Source organism: Marinibacterium profundimaris (assembly GCF_002210095.1).
In the GTDB taxonomy this organism is placed as follows: domain Bacteria; phylum Pseudomonadota; class Alphaproteobacteria; order Rhodobacterales; family Rhodobacteraceae; genus Marinibacterium; species Marinibacterium profundimaris.
In genome coordinates, this window is the sequence record NZ_AQQR01000001.1 from 389,621 (window position 1) to 407,869 (window position 18,249).

An 18,249-nucleotide genomic window follows, 5' to 3' on the forward strand; every position below is an offset into this window, starting at 1 on the left:
GACGGACCGGATACGGGGCGGCGAGCGGCCCCGTCGAACCGCCTCAGACCGCGTCGGTCGGCGTGTCCAGAAGGATATAGAGACCGGCCAGGATCATCGCCAGCGGACCGGCCACGTCGGTCCACCGGCGCCCCTGCAGCCGCGGGGCCAGCTTTTCGGTCAACAGCTCCAGCGACCCTGCCGTCACCGCGATCGCCGCGACGCTGCCCAGCACCGCGGGCAGACGCAGGCGGTCGGCTTCCTCGGCGAACAGCGGCACCAGAACCGCCAGCGTGTCGATCGACAGCAGGATGAAGACAACCAGCGTCGACACGAACGAGACATGCACCGCCGGCGCGTCCTCCCTCCGGCTGCGCGCGACCTTCCAGGCATCCCAGATCCCGTAGCCCAGCACCGGCCAGCCCAGCCAGCCCTCGGCCGGCAGCATCCGGTCGGCGCCCAGCCCCAGTCCCAGGGCCAGCACCACCACCAGCAACAGCGAGGCCGCATAGGCGATCACCACCGGCCGCCGGTCCCCGCCCAGGCTGAGCCCGATGGCGACGGCCATGTTCCCCAGCGAGGTCAGCAGCACCGTCGCGAAGAGCGTGCCGAAGGCGAGCAGCCAGGCCATCAGGCCGCCCCTGGCATCCGCGCCAGCACGGCACGGGCGGCGCGCAGGCCCGGGGCCTCTCCGCCGCGGCCAAGCAGTTCCATGGTCCGGGCCGTGGCCGCGCGCTGGCGTTCCGGCGCGTCCAACACGCCCCGCAGCATCGGCGTGATATGCTCGGCCGTGCAGCGCGGGCCCAGGCATTCCGGTACGACGCGGCTGTCGGTGATCAGGTTCACCAGCGTCACCGTGTCGATCAGCGTCATGCGCGAGACGATCTCCCAGGTCACGCGCGACATGCCGTAGGCGATCGCCATTGGGGTGCCCTGCGCCGCCAGTTCCAGCGAGACGGTGCCCGAGGCCGCCAGCGCGGCGTCGGAGGCGGCAAAAGCCGCGCGCTTCTCGGCTTGCGCCTGCTCCGCGGGCAGGCGGCGGGGGTCGAGGATCAGCGGCGGCTGCGCCCAGTCGGCGGTCAGCGCGCGCAGGCGCTCCGCCTGGGGGCCGGTGGTGGGCAGGATCAGCCGCAACTCCGGACGCTCCGCCAGGATCGGCGCCAGCGCGGCGCCAAAGATCGGGGCATGGCGCGTGACCTCTCCGCCGCGCGAGCCGGGCAGCACCGTCAGCAGCGGCGCATCGCCCAGGTCATGGACGGCGCGGAAGGCGGCGATCTCGGCCGCGCCCGCCACCGGCTCCCCGGCGACCGGGTGGCCCACGAAATCGCAGTCCATGCCGGCGGCCTGCATATAGGGCGGCTCGAACGGAAGCAGCGCCAGCACGTGGTCGATCATCTTCGCCATCTTGGCCGCCCGCTTCGGGCGCCAGGCCCAGACCGAGGGCGCCACGTAATGCACCGTATGCACCGGCACCTGCCTGCGCGCGCGCTTTGCCACGCGCAGGCAGAAATCGGGGCTGTCGATGGTGATCAGAACGTCCGGCATCTCGGCGATCACCGCCTGCGCCGTCTCGTCGATGCGGCGCAGCAGGTGGCGCAGGCCGGGCAGGATCTCGGCGATGCCCATGACGCTCAGTTCCTGCATGGGAAAGCGGCTCTCCAGCCCCTGCCCCTCCATCTCGGGCCCGCCGATGCCGCTGAACCTCACGTCCGGGCGCAGTTGCTTCAGCCCCTGCATCAGCGCGGCACCCAGCCGGTCGCCCGAAGGCTCGCCTGCGATGATGAAGACCCGCATCACCCGCGCTCCCGGACCCAGAGGAACAACCCCTTCGCATCGCAGGCCGCGATCACCCGTTCTTGGTGCAGCACCATGACTCCGCCCGCTTCCAGCACGATGCCGGTCAGCCCCGCCTCGGCCACCGCCTCGACCGTGTCGGGGCCGATGATCGGCAGGTCGGCGCGGCGGTCCTGCGTGGGCTTGGGGGCCTTGAACAGCACGCCGCCCTGCCCGCCATCGGGCCTCTGCCGCAGGCTCTGCAGCATCCAGTCGGTGCCATAGATGCCTTCCAGCGCCAGCGCCTGGCCGCGCCAGACGGCGCAGGCCTGGCCGATGTCGCCCTGGGCCATGGCATTGACGATGGCCTGGCCGCGCGTGGCGTCCTTCTGCGCCCTCTCATCGGGGCGGGCCCGGGTCGGAATGCCGGCCGGCGGCAGCAGGTCCGGCGCGATCTCCTGCGCGGCGCGGACCGCGAAGCCGGCCTGCTCCAGCACGGCGATCGCCGCACGCAAGGCGCCGTCGTCGCTGGAGGCCAGCGCGCGTTTCACCGTGGGCAGATAGGGCATGGTGGCGAAATCGATGGCCAGCGGGTTGATCTGCGGCCGCTTTATTCCCCCGGCAAAGCAGATCTCGGTCACGCCGTCGCGCTTCAGCTGCTTGAGAACGGACCCCAGTTTTTCCAGCCGGAACACCCGGTCCACCTCGACCCCGTCGGGCCGGTGGTCCTGCAGCGACAAGATCAGCGGACGCCTGGCGAGCCGGTCGACCAGCGCTGCCGGCAGCGCGCCCTCTCCGGCGATGATCGCCAGCATGGGTGCCTTACCTCGGCGTGAGGAAGGAGCGGTCGCTGGCGCCGAGGATGAAGTCCACGATCTCGCGCACCTGCTCGGTCTCGAAACTGTCGGACACCTTCTGCGCGCGCTCCTGGAAGCTGCCATCGCCCGAGCCGAGCGCCTTGAAGGCGGCCCGCAGCGCGTGGATGTCCTCGCGCGCGACACCGCGGCGCTTGAGGCCCACAAGGTTCAGCCCCTCGAGCCCGGCGCGTTCGCCCTGGACAAGACCATAGGGGATCACGTCGCGTTCCACGCCGCTCATGCCGCCGATCATGGCGCCATGGCCCACGCGCACGAACTGGTGCAGGGCCGACATGCCGCCGATGATGGCGTCGTCGCCGATGATGCAATGGCCGCCCATGACGGCCTGGTTCACGATGATGACCCGGTTGCCGACCTTGCAATCATGCGCCACGTGGCAGCCCGCCATCAGCAGGCAATCGTCGCCAACCGAGGTCAGCCCGCCCCCACCGGCGGTGCCGGCATTGATCGTGACATGTTCGCGGATCCGGTTGCGCGCGCCGATCTCGACGCGCGTCGTCTCGCCGGAGAATTTCAGGTCCTGCGGGATCTCGCCCAGCACGGCGCCGGAAAAGACCACCGTCTCGGCGCCCACCGTCGTATGACCGGTGACGACCACGTGGCTGCGCAGCTCCACCCCGTCGCCCAGGGTGACATCGGGACCGACATGGCAGAACGGACCGATCCGCACGCCGGAGCCGATCCGGGCGCCTTCCTCGATCACGGCACTCGGGTGAATGTCGGTCATGTCGGTCTCACTTCAGGTCAAGCATGGCGGCGATTTCAGCCTCGGCCGCGACTTCGCCATCGACCATGGCGCGGCCGTGGAAGCGCCACATCTTGCCGCCGGGCTTGCCGCGCAGGGTCTTGATCTCCAGCTCCACGACATCGCCCGGAACGACCTTGCGGCGGAACTTGCACTTATCGATGGACATGAAATAGATCAGCGCCTCGCGGTCGACGAGGTTGCCGCCCACGCCGATCATCACGCCGGCGGTCTGGCCCATCGCCTCGACAAGCGTCACGCCCGGCATGATCGGGGTGCCGGGGAAATGGCCCTGGAAATGCGGTTCGTTGAAAGTGACGTTCTTGATGCCCCGCGCCGAATTGGTGCCGTCGATGTCGACCACCTTGTCCACCAGAAGGAACGGGTAGCGGTGCGGCAGGATACGCTGGATCAGCGAGATATCTGCGGTTTTCAACTCGGCGCTTTCTGCGGTCATGGCGGATTGCTCTTGTTCTTCGTGTCTGGCGGTCTCGTTAGCAAGGGACGCCCGGATGAGCAAGCGCGCTGGACCGCGCAAGGGTCCGCCCTGGCGGTTGGCCGGCCCTATTCAGCCGGTTCCGGGTCACTCTCCGGCTGCGGAACCGGGGCGACATGCAGCGACGGTGTGCCGGGATCCGCGACAGGACCCTGTGCGGGGTCCGGCGCGGGTTCGGGCGGAGCAGGCGGCAGGTCAAGCGGGCCGTCCGGGGCGGCGTCGGCCCCGTCGCCGATGGCGGCGTCGATGCGCTCGATCGCGCGGTCGGTGATGTCGCTGGCGTTGGAGCTGAAAAAGACCGAGCCGCGTTCAAGGATGACGCTGGCCCCGGCCTCGCGCATGAGCTGACCCAGCACCGGGCGCGCGGCGCGCAAGAAGGCCACACGATCGGACTCGGCCCGCTCGGCCAGCGCGCGCGCCTTGGCCTCCTGTTCACGGCGGATGCGCTGGACGCGGGTGTCGAACGCATCGGCCAGAGGGCGGAACTCCTCTGCCGGAAGCTCGGACCGGCGGTCGGTAAGCGCCTGTTCCTGTTCGGTCAGCTGGGCCTCGATGCGGCGGTTCTCGGCGGCCAGTTCGGCGCTCTCGCTCTCGATCTCTTCGGCGACGCGGCGGCCGAAGGCGGACTCTCCGAAGAAACGGTCGGAATCGATGGTCAGGATCGGCACGACCTGCGCGCTGTCCGCCCTCTGCTCCGGGCCCGCCAGCTCCTGCGCGCCAAGTGCGCCGGGCAGAGGCAGAAGCGCCGCCATCGCAATCGCCAGCGTCAGGGCCAGCCTGAGGGCACGACGTGGCGCCGGCCCCGCTGACCGGTCCGCATCGGATCTGACCCCGCCCGGCCGGTCAGGGACCCGGGCAGTGCGTGCTCGGATCATGCCGCCTCCCCGCTCAGAACTGCGCGGAGAGGGTGAAGTTGAAGAACTGGTCCTTGTCGAATTCTTCTTTCACGATCGCCTCGGTAAAGTCGAAGCGCAGCGGACCGATGGCCGTGTCCCACAGGAACGAGAAGCCGATCACGTGGCGGAACGAGCCGCCTTCGCCCACGATGTTCGCGCCCGCGGTGTCGGCATTCGACAGGTTCCACAGGTTGCCGACATCGTAGAACAGGGCGCCGCGCAGGCCGATCTCTTCGGGCAGACCCAGGGGGAACTGCGCCTCGAACCGGGCGACGGCGTAGAAGTTGCCGCCGAGCGCGTCGTCATAGGTGCCGCCGTCCGGATTTGCCGACTGGTCGCGCGGGCCGATACCGGCCGGCTCGAAGCCGCGGAAGACCCGGGGGCCAAGGATGAACCGGTCGAGAGACCGGCTCGCCTCGCCGCTGTTCCAGGTCAGCGCGCCGCCTTCGAAGGCCGCCTGCAGCACGACCTCCTCGCTCAGCACGCGGGTCTGCGCGATCGTGGTCGTGGTGGTCTTGACGTAGGAATTGTCCCCGCCGAGCCCCGCGAACTCCGATCCGATCTCGAACAGCACACCGGCATTCGGGTTCAGACCTGTGCGGCGGGTGTCGTAGCTGTAGGTCAGGCCCACGGCCGAGCTCGTGCGCGACCCCTGCGCGATCTCGCGGCCGATGACCGGGCCGTTGTCCGGCGGATCGCGAGCGATCATCTCGGAATCGTCGTAGGAATAGCTGACATTCAGCCGGCCGTTGTCGCTGATCGGGAAGGTCAGGCCGGTCGAGAAATACAGCGCCTCGGTATCATAGGGCACAAAGCTCGAATCGGTCTCGGCATAAGCGATGTCGAAATCGTAGCGCAGCTCGCGGCCGAGCAGGTAGGGCTCGGAGAAGCCGAAGCTGTAGCGCTGTGCCTCGGTCGCGGTCGAGATGTCCAGCGCCAGACGCTGGCCCCGGCCGAGGAAGTTGTTTTCGCTCAGACCGATGGCCACGCCGACACCGGTGTTGACCGAGTAGGAGCCACCGAGCGACAGCTGGCCGGTGGGCTGTTCCTCGACGTCGACGTCGACGATGACCTGGTCGGGCGCGGTGCCCTCGCGGGTGTTGACCTCGGCCTCGGCGAAAAAGCCAAGCGCGCGGATCCGTTCGGCGGCCTCGCGCACCTCGCGCGGGTTGAAGGGATCGCCCTCGACCACGCGGAAGCGCTGGCGGATGACCCGATCGAGCGTGGTGGTGTTGCCCTCGATGTCGATGCGTTCGACGAAGACGCGGGGGCCGCGCACCAGGGCGAATTCCACGTCCAGCGTCTGGTCCGCGTCGTTGCGGGTGATCCGCGGTTCGACCCTCAGGAAATCGACGCCGCTCTGCACCGCCAGACGTTCCTGCCGCGCGATGGAGCTTTCGATCACCTGCGGCGAATAGACGACGCCCGGCTTCACCTTAAGTGCGCGCTGGTAGGCCGCGGCATCGACGCCCGGCATCTCGGACACGGTCGAGATATTGCCAAAGCGGAACTGCTGCCCCTCCTGCACATTCATGACCAGGAAGAAGGCATCGCGCTGACGAGAGAATTCGACATTGGACGACAGCACCTGGAAATCGACATAGCCCCGCGACAGGTAGAAATCGCGCAGCAGCTGCTGATCGAATTCGATCCGGTCCTGCACCAGCGTGTCGCCGCGCAGGAAGGTGCGCAGAATGTTGGCCTGCTTGGTCTCAAGCACGCCGCGCAGGCGCCGGTCCGAAAAGGCGCGGTTGCCGACGAAGGAGACGCGCTCGATCTCGGTCGTGGTGCCTTCGGAGATTTCGTAAACCAGGTCCACCCGGTTGTCCGAGCGGCGGATGATCCGCGGGGTGACCACGGCGCCGATGCGGCCGGACTGGCTGTAGGCCTCGGCGATGATTGTGGCATCCGCCTCGGCCTGGGCCGGGTCGAAGACGCGGCGTTCATCCGAGGTGACAAGCTCTGCGAGGTCGTCGTCCTTCAGGCGGCGGTTGCCTTCGAAGCTGATGCGGTTGATCGTCGGATATTCCTCGACCCGGATCAGCAGCGTACCGCCCTGGGGCACGAATTCGACCGTCTCGAAGATGCCGCTGTCGATGACGCGACGATAGGCGTCGTTCAGCTGGCCGGCCGACACCGAACTGCCCGGTTCGATCCCTGCATAGGTCAGGATCGTCGAGGTCTGGATACGCTCGTTCCCCTCAACCCGGAAATTGCTGAAACTGTAGTTCTGCGCCTGCGCCGGACCCGGGGATCCAAGTGTCATCACCGCGATCGGGGCCACCATGCAGACGCGAAGCGCAGACGACATATAGAGCCCGTTATATCTCGATACGCGAGATGTACGGGTCACGTTGAACAGCCCCATCAATCCACACCCAGTTCTTGCCTGACATTTCTGACCTGAGTACCGAGATTGATCTGGCTTGTCAAAAGCCGAAAAGACGCGTCGGGCGCTTTGCGCTCGACCTTTGGAAATCGTCAGAATACAGGCATTGGTGCCGCCGGGGGACCAGCGGGCAATCAGCCTGCCCTGTCAGAGCAGGCTGCCCACATAGGCCCCGGCCAGCAGCGCCACGACCAGCGTGACGATGTTGATCAGGCGGTCCCAGTTCAGCGTGAACACAAGGCTGAGGCCATGGTAGGAATGTTGAAGCGTTTGCATCGGTCTTGGTCCCCGGACATCGATGCCGCCGTGCTAGGCATGCATTGTGGCCAAAGAGGGGCAGGTCTTTGGCCATCCGATGCCCCTGCCCGTTGCCGCCTTACGGATGCCAGTTCCCGGATCGGCCACGCCCTGCTGCCCTGACGGGCGCCCCTCCCGGAAGGGGCGCCCAAGTGCATTTTATGGGCAGAACAGGTCGTTCCCCAGCGCGAAGACCATCATCGTCAGAATCACCGCGATGCCCGCGGCCATCATGACCCGCAGCACCCCGTCGCTGGGCGGCCGGCCGGCCACGGCCTCGTAGCCGTAGAATACAAGATGGCCGCCATCGAGCGCCGGGATCGGGAAAAGGTTCAGAAGACCCACCGCCGTCGACAGCACCGCGATGAACCACACGAAATTCTGCGCGCCCTGGCTGGCCATCGCGCCCGAGGTCTCGGCAATGCCGATCGGGCCGGACAGGTTGCAGGTGCTGATCGCGCCGGTGATCATGTGCCACAGCCCCGACAGCGATCCGTCGACGATGCGCAGCGTCTGCGTCACGCCCCCGGCCAGCGCCGCGCCCGGGCCCATCGCCTGGGTCGCCGGATCGAAGGCCATGCCGCCGGAAATGCCGATGCGCCAGTGGGTCACGAAGGCGCCATCCGCCTGCGGCTCGTCCGTGCGCTTGGGCGCCAGGGCGAAATCGCGGATCTCGCCATCGCGCCAGACCTGCAGCAGAAGCGCGCGGCCGTCCGAGCCCTCGACCTCTTCCTTGAGCTGATCGAAGGCGAAGATCGGAGTGCCATCCACCGAGACGATCACGTCCTCGGGCCGCAGCCCGGCGTCATAGGCGGCACTGCGCGGCGCCACCATGTTCACATGCGGCGGAAACAGGAACGGCCCCTCGACCACCTGTTCGTCGCCGTCGCGCAGAACGGTGTACTCCAGCACCTTTTCCAGCGGGATCGTATCGGTGAAGGCGCTCCAGGCCTCGGCATTCTCGAAACCGGGCGCATCCTCGCCTTCGATCTGCAGGACCTCGTCGCCCGGCCGCAGGTCATAGGTGCCGTCGGGCAGATCCAGCAGCTCGCCCACGGTCAGCGGCTCGCGGATCTCGCCCTGCGAGAGCATGATCGCTGCGAAGACCAGGATCGACATGATGAAGTTGAAGACCGGCCCCGCCGCCACCGTCGCCGCGCGCGCCCAAAGCGGCGCGCCATGCATGGTGCGGCGCAATTCCGCCGGGTCGGTCGCGGCCTCGGACATGGCCTCTTCGTCCTTGCCGGAAGCCGCATTGGCATCGCCCAGGAACTTCACGTAGCCGCCGAAGGGCAGCGCTGCGATCTGCCACCGGGTGCCGCGCCGGTCCACCCGGCTCCAGATCACCGGGCCGAAGCCCAGCGAGAAGGTCTCGGCATGGATGCCGGACCAGCGGCCGACGATGTAATGTCCGTATTCATGTACGGCCACGATGACCGAAAGGGCGACCACGAAGGCCAGGATTGTCCAGATGAGCCCCCCGAACTGGGGAATGAGTGTCGTTATGTCCAAGGTCTATCCTGCTCGTTCCGCCATCACGTTCCGGGCGCATTGCCGTGCGAGATGGTCCGTTCGGGTGACGTTATCAAGGGTCATCGCGGCATCGACAACATCCGTGTCCGCGTCAAGCCGGGTCAGGACCTCCTCCACGACCTCTGCCATACCGGTGAAGCTGACGCGTCCCTCTATGAAGTGATCGAGCGCCTGCTCCTTGGCCGCGTTGAACACCGCACCGGCCAGCCCGCCGCGTTCCATCGCCTGCCGCGCCAGTTTCAGCGCCGGATATCGCTCGGGCTCGGGCGTGCGGAAGGACAGCGACCCGATGCGGGCGAGATCCAGACGTTCCACCGGCAGGCCCTGCCGTTCGGGCCAATGCAGCGCGTAGCCGATCGCGTGGCGCATGTCCGCCGGGCCGACATGGGCCATCAGCGCGCCGTCACGGAACCCCACCAGCGCATGGATCATGGATTCGGGGTGGACCACGACCTCGATCATCTCCGGCGGAACTCCAAAGAATTCACGTGTTTCAATGACTTCCATCGCCTTGTTGAACATCGAAGCGCTGTCGATAGTAATGCGCTGCCCCATGTCCCAATTCGGATGGGTGGAGGCCTCGGACAGGCTGGCGCGGCCAAGGTCCTCGATCGGCCAGTCGCGGAAGGCCCCGCCGCTGGCGGTCAGGATGATGCGTTCGACCGCGTCCATATCCTCGCCCCTCAGCGCCTGGAAGATCGCCGAATGCTCGCTGTCCACGGGCAGGATCCGCGCACCGTTGCGGCGGGCCGTCTCAAGGATCAGCCCGCCGGCACAGACCAGCGATTCCTTGTTGGCGAGCGCCAGCGTCGTGCCTGTGCGCAGGGCGGCAAGCCCGGGCGCCAGCCCGGCGGCGCCGACGATGGCCGACATCACCCAGTCCGCCGGCCGCTCCGCCGCCTCGCAGAGGGCGGCGGCCCCGGCCGCGGCCTCGACCCCGGATCCCTCCAGTGCCGCGCGCAGATCGTCCAGACACTCGTCATGGGCGGTGACGGCGATCTCGGCCTTCAGCCGCCGCGCGTCATGGGCCAGCTGCGCGATGTTGCGCCCGCCGGTCAGGGCGACCACGTCATACGCCTCGGGCGCGCGCGCGATAAGATCGATTGTGTTCTGTCCGATGGAGCCGGTGGCTCCGAGTATGCTGACCCGTCTCAAGCGATCCGACCTCTGTTCAGGGACCCGGCGGATATCCTGTCGTCTGCATGACCGCAAGCACCAGGGCCGAGGCGGCGATCATCCCGTCGAACCGGTCGAAGACACCGCCATGACCCGGCAGCAGGTTCGAGGAATCCTTGACCCCGGCGCGGCGTTTCACCGCGCTCTGCGCCAGATCCCCGGCCTGCGAGGCAACCGAGGTCGCCACCGAGAGCACCGCAAGCCAGGCGCCTGCCCCGAGCACGCCCATGAAGGCCAGGCCCACGAACGCCGCCGCGATCCAGCCGGCCGAGGTGCCTGACCAGGTCTTCTTGGGGCTCACCCGCGGCCACAGCTTCGGCCCGCCGATCAGCCGGCCGGCGAAATAGCCCGCGATATCGGTCGCGGCGACCACGCAGATCAGCCAGGCCATCCACATCATCCCGAAGCTGTCGCGGACCGAGCTCATCCCGAAGGAGGCCACGAGGATCAGCAGCAGGAACGGAATGAAGATGCGGCGCTGCTCTGGCAGGGCGAACCAGCCAACGACCACCGGAACCAGAAGCGTGGGCACAACGGCGGCCGCCGGTCCCCAGATCGCGCAGTAGCCGGCCAGCCCCGTGGCCGCGCCGGTCTGCAGGGCAAAGCCGCGCTGGCCCGGCGCCAGCATCGCGGCCAGTTCCCAGGCGATCAACCCGCTGAGGATTGCAACGAAGGTGATGAAGACCCAGCCACCGGCCCAGACCGCGCCCAGACCGACGCAAGCCATCACGAGCCCCGTCGCCACGCGCAGGGCCAGGTCGGACCAGCGCCCCGATCCGCTCACGCCCTTACGGCCCCGAAGCGGCGGTCGCGCGCTCCGTAGTTGCGGCAGAGGCGAGCGAGTTCTTCGGGGCTGAAATCGGGCCAGAGCGTATCGACGAATTCGTATTCGGCATAGGCCGACTGCCAGAGCAGAAAGTTCGAGATCCGCGCCTCGCCGCTGGTGCGGATGACGAGATCGGGATCGGGCAGAACGCGGGTGTCGAGATAGCGCGTCAGCGTCTCCTCGTTGACATCCTCGGGGTCCAGCTGTCCCTGCGCCACGTCGCGGGCCAGCAGCTTGGTGGCGCGCGCCACCTCGTCGCGGCTACCGTAGTTCAGCGCGATGGTCAGGTGGACCTTGTCATTGCTGCGGGTCATCTCTTCCAGCCCGCGCATCAGATCCACCAGCTTGGGATCCAGGCGGTCGCGGTCGCCGATGAAGCGCACGCGCACCCCTTCGGAGTAGAGATCCTTTGTCTCCTTCGCGATGTAGCGGCGAAACAGGCTCATCAGCCCGGCCACCTCGACCTGGGTACGTTTCCAGTTCTCCGTCGAGAAGGCGAAGATCGTCAGGTACTTGACGCCCAGGTCCGGGCAGGCGCGGACCACTTCGCGCACCCGCCGCGCGCCGGCATGGTGCCCGAACAGCCGCGGCCGGCCCCGGGCCTGAGCCCAGCGGCCGTTTCCGTCCATGATGATGGCGACGTGGCGGGGGCCGCCCGTGAGGACGGGCTCCGTCGTCGTATCCGCAGCTGGCGACATCGGCCGGGTCACACCTGCATGATTTCGGCTTGCTTGGTCTCGAGCGCCTCGTCGACCGCAGCGATCATCTTGTTCGTCAGGTCCTGCACTTCGCTCTCCCAGAACTTCTGATCGTCTTCCGACATGCCGTCGGCCTTGGCCTTCTTGATCTGGTCCATGCCGTCGCGGCGCACGTTGCGGATCGAGACGCGGGCGTGTTCGGCATATTGGCCGGCGACCTTGGTCAGATCGCGGCGGCGTTCCTCGTTCAGCTCGGGGATCGGCAGCATGATGATGGTGCCATTGAGCTGGGGGTTGATGCCCAGGCCCGACTCGCGGATCGCCTTTTCCACCTTGCCGACCAGCGACTTGTCCCAGACATTGATGGTAACCATGCGCGGCTCGGGCACGTTCACCGTGCCCACCTGGTTGATCGGGGTGGACGCGCCGTAGGCGTCGACCATCACCGGCTCAAGCATCGAGGCCGAGGCCCGCCCGGTCCGCAGCGATGCGAATTCGGTTCTCAGGTTGGCCATGGCCCCGTCCATGCGGCGCTGTAGATCATCGGTATCGAGTTCGAAATCTTCCGACATGCTGCCCGCTCCTTCCTCGTGTGGCTTTTTGGCGTCTATAGCTGTTTCCGGCAGGGCTTGTATAGGCTTGGCGTTCGCGTCAGCGTTGCACGGCCACCCGCCCCGCCCCGGCGGCAAGCCAGGGTCCGTCCGGGACAGGATTGGCGTGTGCTGGCGAACGCGATCCGGCGACGCCGCAGCCGCGCCCGCCCTGCCGACCAGCGCCATGGGCAGTCATGGGCACAGCGCTGCGAAGCGTCCGGCATCGTGCAGCCAGGGCCCGGCCGGGTCCTTGCCCCCGGGCCCCGCGCGACGGATCAGCCCGCCACCTTCGTGTAGGTCCCTTCACCGGCGAGGATCCCCTTGAACCCGCCCGGCTCGTCCAGCGCGAAGACGATGATCGGCAGATCGTTGTCGCGGGCCAGCGCGAAGGCCGAGGCATCCATGACCTTGAGGTTCTTCAGCAGCGCCTCGTCGTAGGTGATGTTGTCGTAACGCACCGCGTCGGCGTGTTTCTTGGGGTCCTTGTCATAGACCCCGTCGACCTGCTTGCCCATGAAGATCGCCTCGCAGGACATCTCGTTCGCGCGCAGGGTCGCCGCCGTGTCGGTGGTGAAATACGGGTTGCCGGTGCCGGCGGCAAAGATGCAGACCCGCTTCTTTTCCAGGTGGCGCACCGCCCGGCGGCGGATGTAGGGCTCCGCCACCTCGTCCATCCGGATGGCCGAGATCACGCGCGTGTGGATCTGAAGCGCCTCCAGCGCCGCCTGCATCGCCAGCGCGTTCATCACGGTGGCCAGCATGCCCATGTAGTCGGCGGTTGTCCGCTCCATCCCCTGGGCCGAACCCTGCAATCCGCGGAAGATGTTGCCGCCGCCGATCACCATGCAGATCTCGACGCCCATTTCCTGGACCGATTGCACCTCTTCGGCGATGCGGCGCACGGTCGGCGGATGCAGGCCGTAGCCCTGGTCGCCCATCAGCGCCTCACCGGAGATCTTCAGCATGACCCTCCGGTACTTGGCCTTCGGATCGACCGGAGGCTTTCCGGACCCCGCTTTCTGTTGTGTCGCATCTGCGGGTCTGGGAAGGGTCATGTTGCGCTCCGCGTCGGGCCGGGTAAAGTCGCGTGCAAAATGGAGCAATCCGTGCCGAGGATCAATGCGATAGACCGGGCCGTCGCGCAGGACGCGGTCCGGACGTGACCGCCCTGCCCGACATTCCCGAAACTGCCTGCGTTCTGATCGCCGGGCCGACCGCCTCGGGCAAGTCCGCGCTGGCGCTGGAGATCGCGGCAAGTCACGGCGGTGTCGTGATAAATGCCGATGCCAGCCAGGTTTACGGCTGCTGGCGGGTGATCACCGCCCGCCCCTCGGCCGAGGAAGAGGCGCGCGTGCCCCATGCGCTTTACGGCCATGTCGACTGGCGCGAAACCTACTCCGCCGGCGCCTGGCTGCGCGACATCTCGCCTCTTGTCGCGGCTTTCCGCGCCGGCACCGGCCCGCGGCCGATCGTGACCGGGGGCACCGGCCTTTATTTCCGGACCCTGACACGGGGCATGGCCGAGATCCCCCCGACCCCGCCAGAGGTCCGCGCCGAGGGCGACGCCCTGTCCCCCGAGGCGATGATCGCCGCTCTCGACCCGCAGACGCGCGACCGGATCGACCTGCGCAATCCCGCCCGGGTTCAGCGCGCCTGGGAGGTGCAGCGCGCCACCGGCCGGGGCCTCGCCGCCTGGCAGGACGATACCCCGCCCCCGTTGCTGCCGCTGTCCCAGGCCGTTCCCATCGTCGTCGACGCGGACAAGGCGTGGCTCGAGGCGCGCATCCGCCGCCGGTTCGACCTGATGCTGGAGCAGGGCGCGCTGGACGAAGTCCGGGCCATGCGGCCCCATTACGATCCCGCCCTGCCCGCTTTCCGGGCAATCGGCGTGCCCGAGCTTGTCGCGCTGCTGGATGGCGAGATCCCGCTTGACGCGGCGCGCGAACGTGCCAGCGTCGCCACACGCCAGTTTGCCAAACGTCAGCGCACGTGGTTTCGTTCGAACATGTCGGACTGGCACCGCTACCGGCCCGCCGATTGAGGCGGCCCGCCCCGCGCGAGCCGGCCACGCCAGCGCAAAGCAAAACGCAGCCAGACACCGGGACCCATGTTCCACTATACTGCACATGATCCGCCCCATCAGGAGATCGAGGTTCTCAGCCTCGCCCAGCTGGTCCGCGACGGATCCTGGCGGCTGGGGCTGGCGCATGACCGGCCCGATCACCTGCTGATCTGGATCACCCGCGGCCAGGGCGTCGGGCTGATCGACGGCGCCCGGCGGGGGCTGGGGCTGCACAACGCGCTCTTCATTCCCGCCCGCACGCTGTTCTCGCTCGATCTCAACCGGCAGGTCTTTGGCCACGCGGTGGTGATTCCGGAACGCGCCGCACCCTCGCTGCCGGCCGCGCTGCATCACCTGCGTATTCGCGACGCGCAGGCCCAGGCCGACCTGACCGCCCTCTTCGAGGCGATCTGCCGCGAACAGGCCGCCTATCGCCCGCTGCGCCAGGCCGCGATGGCCGCCCATGTCGAGCTGATGTCGATCTGGCTGCAGCGGCAGGTGGAAAGCGGCGCCGACAGCCTGCCGCGGCCCACCGCGGCGCAGCGGCTGTCGCGCGCCTATTGCGCGCGGCTGGTGTCGCACTATGCCTCGGGTGCCAGCCTGACCGAACACGCGACCTTCCTGAACGTGACGTCGGCGCATCTGACCCGGGTCTGCAAGACCGAGATCGGCAAGACCGCAAGCGCGCTTCTGAGCGAACGGCTGCTGCATGCCGCACGGCGCCTTCTGTCGGACACGGACATGCCCGCCAAGGATGTCGCAAGCCATCTTGGATTCGGCAGCGCCGCCTATTTTACCCGTTTCATCCAACATCATACGCAAAGCAGCCCGATCCAGCTGCGGCGCAGCGCGCGGTCCCGGGTGCAATCCGGTTGATGTCGCGATCAGACAGCGGTTATGTCGGTTTTGTGCATTCAACCTTCGGTTTGCTGCATTGACGCATTGGGCAAAACCGTGCCGAATGCCTGTCGAAGGGGCCGGCCCGGACACGCCGGGCCGCCTGGAACGGGACTGAACCAGACGCGCCCCCTGAAGGGCCGCGGATAGATCCGACATATTGTATCGCAGGGAGATACACATGACAGACGAGACCATCACCGGTGACACCGTGCACTGGGCGGCCGAGATGCATGCCGAGGAATACCGCGCAGGACAGCTTAGCCGCCGCGAGTTCCTGACCCGGGCCACGATGTACGGTGTCGGCGCCGCCGCAGCCTATGGCATGATCGGCCTGCCGGCCCCGGCCCGCGCCGAGGCCCACGCCCAGGACGGTGGCACGCTGCGCGTGCAGATGTCGGTCCGGGGGCTGAAGGATCCGCGCGCCTACGACTGGTCCGAGATGTCCAACCAGACCCGCGGCACGCTGGAATACCTCGTCGAATACGAATCCGACGGGACATTCCGCGGCATGCTGCTGGAGGGATGGGAGATCAACGACGACGCCACCGTCTATACGTTGAAGGTGCGCCCCGGCGTGACGTGGAGCAATGGCGACGCGTTCACCGCCGATGACGTCGCGCGCAACATCGCGTTGTGGTGCGACCGCGACATGGAAGGCAATTCGATGGCCGGCCGCTTTGGCACGATCATCGACGAGGACACCGGCAAGGTGATGGATGGCGCGGTCGAGGTGATCGACCCGCTGACGGTGCAGCTGAACCTGCCCAAGCCCGACATTTCGCTGATTGCCGGCATGTCCGACTACCCGGCCGCCGTGGTGCATTCGTCCTTCCAGACCGACGATTTCACCGCCAACATCGGCACCGGCCCCTACCTGATCGAAGAGCTGGAAGTGGGCGTGAAATGCACGCTTGTCCGGAACCCCGATCACACCTGGTGGGGCACCGAGGTCTATGGCGGCCCCTATCTGGACCGGATCGAATACATCGACTTCGGCACCGACCCGTCCTCGTGGCTGGCGGCACTGGAATCCGACGAGGTCGACATGGTTCATGAATCCGTGGGTGAATTCATCGACGTGATGGATGCGCTCGGCTTCGTGAAGTCCGAGGTCGTGACCATGAGTACCCTGGTGATCCGGCCCAACCAGCTGGCCGAGGTCGACGGGATGAAACCCTATGCCGACAAGCGCGTGCGCAAGGCGATCCAGATGGCCGTGGACAATGCCGTCTGCCTGGAACTGGGTTATGGCGACCGCGGCGTGGTGGCCGAGAACCACCATGTCGGCCCGATCCATCCCGAATATGCCGAGCTTCCGCCGCAAACCCCCGATCCCGAGGCCGCCCGCGCGCTGATGGAAGAGGCGGGGATGATGGATTTCGAACACGAGATCATCTCGATCGACGACGACTGGCGCAAGAACACCACCGACGCCGTGGCGGCCCAGCTCCGCGACGCGGGCTTCAACGTCAAGCGGACGGTCCTGCCCGGTTCGACCTTCTGGAACGACTGGACCAAGTACCCGTTCAGCTCGACCAACTGGAACCATCGTCCGCTGGGCGTGCAGATCTGGTCGCTGGCCTATCGCTCGGGCGAGGCCTGGAACGAATTCGGCTGGGAAAACGCGGAATTCGACGCCCTGCTGGAGGAAGCGCTGGCCATCGCCGATGCCGACAAGCGCCGCGAGATCGCAGCAAAAGGCGAGGCGCTGATCCAGGAAGAGGGCGTGACCATCCAGCCCTACTGGCGCTCTCTCTACCGCCACTACCGCGAGGGGCTCGTCGGCACCGAGCAGCACGTGGCCTTCGAACACCATCACTACAAATGGGGCCTCGCAACCTAATCTGAGGTCCGGGGCCGGTCCCAAGGCGGGGCCGGCCTCTTGCTTCACCGGCACTTTCGCAAGTTCCCGGGCCGAGAACGGTCCGGACCAGCCTGACCGAAAGGGGCAAGATGGGGTCCTTCATCCTGCGACGCGTGGGGGTGATGCTGCTGACGGCGCTCTGCCTGACGTTCATCGTCTTCTGCCTCACCAATCTTTACCCGAACCTGGAAAAACTGGCCAAGACCCAGGGCAACTTCCGCATGTCGGACGAGGACGTGGCCCGCTGGCTGGACAACAACGGCTACGGCGGGCCGATGCTGGTGAAGTACGGCGAATGGCTGGGCGCCCTGCCCGGCTGGACCCGCGAGACCGAAGACGGGATGGACGGACGCTGCATCCGCGCCGCCGAGGATCCGACAGAGGCCCCGCGCTTCTGCGGGATCATCCAGGGCTACTGGGGCTATTCCACGGTCTTCAAGGAAGAGGTCGGCGGCATCGTCGCCAAACGGCTGGGGCTGACGGGCATCCTTATGTTCTGGGTGCTGGTGCTGATGGTGCCCTCGGCCCTTCTGATAGGCGTGCTGGCGGGCATGCGCGAGGGCTCGGTCACGGACCGGACGCTGTCGACCTTCTCGATCATCACCACGGCGACGCCGGAATATGTCTCGGGCGTGATCTTCATCGCGGTCTTCACCTCGTCCACCGTGGGCCTGAGATGGTTCAAGGGCACCGCGACCTCGGCGATGGAGAACCCGACCTTCGAGAACTTCTTCCTGCCGGTGCTGACAATCTCGCTTTACGGCATGGGCTATATCGCCCGGATGACCCGCGCCTCGATGGCCGAGGTCATGACGGCGCAATATATCCGCACCGCCCGGCTGAAGGGCGTGAGCTTTCCCAACATCGTGGTGAAACACGCGCTCCGCAACGCGCTGATCGCCCCCTTCACCGTGATCATGCTGCAGGTGCCCTGGCTTCTGAACGGCGTGGTCATCGTCGAGACGCTGTTCAACTACAAGGGCTTCGGCTGGACGCTGGTTCAGGCCGCCGGCAACAACGATATCGAGCTGCTTCTGGGCGTCTCGGTCGTTTCCGTCATCGTGGTGCTTCTGACACAGCTGATCTCGGACATCGGTTATGTCTACCTGAACCCGCGCATCCGGATTTCCTGAGGAGGATGCGC

At 67.1% G+C, this 18,249-nt stretch carries 18 protein-coding genes; 4 read left to right on the forward strand and 14 right to left on the reverse strand.

Annotated elements, in window-relative coordinates:
- Positions 1-43: 43 nt before the first annotated feature.
- The 14 genes from ATO3_RS01805 to pyrH all read right to left on the reverse strand — a co-directional run bounded on the left by ATO3_RS01805 (position 44) and on the right by pyrH (position 13,244).
- The gene (locus tag ATO3_RS01805; protein WP_088648078.1) at positions 44-610 is read right to left on the reverse strand and encodes a hypothetical protein; all 567 of its coding nucleotides are present in this window, start codon (positions 608-610) and stop codon (positions 44-46) included.
- Entirely contained in the window at positions 610-1,773 is a 1,164-nt protein-coding gene (gene lpxB, locus ATO3_RS01810; protein WP_088648079.1) for a lipid-A-disaccharide synthase, read from the reverse strand. Before lpxB ends, ATO3_RS01805 begins: the two co-directional genes overlap by 1 nt.
- Positions 1,773-2,567: an LpxI family protein gene (locus tag ATO3_RS01815; protein ID WP_088648080.1), complete on the reverse strand. Its 795-nt coding sequence runs from the start codon at positions 2,565-2,567 to the stop codon at positions 1,773-1,775. Before ATO3_RS01815 ends, lpxB begins: the two co-directional genes overlap by 1 nt.
- A 7-nt stretch (positions 2,568-2,574) precedes the next feature.
- Positions 2,575-3,357, reverse strand: a complete 783-nt coding sequence (lpxA, locus tag ATO3_RS01820) for an acyl-ACP--UDP-N-acetylglucosamine O-acyltransferase (protein ID WP_088648081.1) — start codon at positions 3,355-3,357, stop codon at positions 2,575-2,577.
- 7 nt (positions 3,358-3,364) lie between these two features.
- Complete coding sequence (gene fabZ, locus ATO3_RS01825; protein ID WP_088648082.1) at positions 3,365-3,832, reverse strand: 3-hydroxyacyl-ACP dehydratase FabZ; 468 nt, start codon at positions 3,830-3,832, stop codon at positions 3,365-3,367.
- Between the two features lie 107 nt (positions 3,833-3,939).
- Positions 3,940-4,623, reverse strand: a complete 684-nt coding sequence (locus ATO3_RS01830; RefSeq protein WP_088648083.1) for an OmpH family outer membrane protein — start codon at positions 4,621-4,623, stop codon at positions 3,940-3,942.
- 136 nt (positions 4,624-4,759) lie between these two features.
- Positions 4,760-7,078, reverse strand: a complete 2,319-nt coding sequence (gene bamA, locus ATO3_RS01835; protein WP_408630796.1) for an outer membrane protein assembly factor BamA — start codon at positions 7,076-7,078, stop codon at positions 4,760-4,762.
- Between the two features lie 225 nt (positions 7,079-7,303).
- Entirely contained in the window at positions 7,304-7,432 is a 129-nt protein-coding gene (locus ATO3_RS29445; protein ID WP_269845399.1) for a hypothetical protein, read from the reverse strand.
- A 180-nt stretch (positions 7,433-7,612) separates the two neighbouring features.
- Positions 7,613-8,965: an RIP metalloprotease RseP gene (gene rseP, locus ATO3_RS01840; RefSeq protein ID WP_088648084.1), complete on the reverse strand. Its 1,353-nt coding sequence runs from the start codon at positions 8,963-8,965 to the stop codon at positions 7,613-7,615.
- A 3-nt stretch (positions 8,966-8,968) separates the two neighbouring features.
- On the reverse strand, positions 8,969-10,141 hold the full coding sequence (gene dxr / locus ATO3_RS01845; protein WP_088648085.1) for a 1-deoxy-D-xylulose-5-phosphate reductoisomerase: 1,173 nt from the start codon (positions 10,139-10,141) through the stop codon (positions 8,969-8,971).
- Positions 10,142-10,157: 16 nt separating this feature from the next.
- Complete coding sequence (locus tag ATO3_RS01850) at positions 10,158-10,946, reverse strand: phosphatidate cytidylyltransferase (protein ID WP_088648086.1); 789 nt, start codon at positions 10,944-10,946, stop codon at positions 10,158-10,160.
- Complete coding sequence (gene uppS, locus ATO3_RS01855) at positions 10,943-11,686, reverse strand: polyprenyl diphosphate synthase (RefSeq protein ID WP_088648087.1); 744 nt, start codon at positions 11,684-11,686, stop codon at positions 10,943-10,945. Before uppS ends, ATO3_RS01850 begins: the two co-directional genes overlap by 4 nt.
- Positions 11,687-11,694: 8 nt before the next feature.
- Positions 11,695-12,258 (reverse strand): ribosome recycling factor, encoded by a 564-nt coding sequence (gene frr, locus ATO3_RS01860; protein WP_088648088.1) that lies wholly within the window; start codon positions 12,256-12,258, stop codon positions 11,695-11,697.
- A 296-nt stretch (positions 12,259-12,554) separates the two neighbouring features.
- Entirely contained in the window at positions 12,555-13,244 is a 690-nt protein-coding gene (gene pyrH / locus ATO3_RS01865; protein ID WP_233152027.1) for a UMP kinase, read from the reverse strand.
- Positions 13,245-13,438: 194 nt separating this feature from the next.
- Here pyrH and miaA point away from each other — a divergent pair, with 194 nt between their 5' ends.
- From miaA to ATO3_RS01885, 4 genes are all read left to right on the forward strand, one after another.
- Positions 13,439-14,320, forward strand: coding sequence for a tRNA (adenosine(37)-N6)-dimethylallyltransferase MiaA (miaA, locus tag ATO3_RS01870; RefSeq protein ID WP_198963186.1), 882 nt, complete (start codon positions 13,439-13,441; stop codon positions 14,318-14,320).
- A gap of 66 nt (positions 14,321-14,386) precedes the next feature.
- Entirely contained in the window at positions 14,387-15,217 is an 831-nt protein-coding gene (locus tag ATO3_RS01875; RefSeq protein ID WP_088648090.1) for an AraC family transcriptional regulator, read from the forward strand.
- A 202-nt stretch (positions 15,218-15,419) separates the two neighbouring features.
- Positions 15,420-17,084: an ABC transporter substrate-binding protein gene (locus tag ATO3_RS01880; RefSeq protein WP_088648091.1), complete on the forward strand. Its 1,665-nt coding sequence runs from the start codon at positions 15,420-15,422 to the stop codon at positions 17,082-17,084.
- Between the two features lie 110 nt (positions 17,085-17,194).
- On the forward strand, positions 17,195-18,238 hold the full coding sequence (locus ATO3_RS01885; RefSeq protein ID WP_088648092.1) for an ABC transporter permease: 1,044 nt from the start codon (positions 17,195-17,197) through the stop codon (positions 18,236-18,238).
- Positions 18,239-18,249 lie beyond the last annotated feature (11 nt).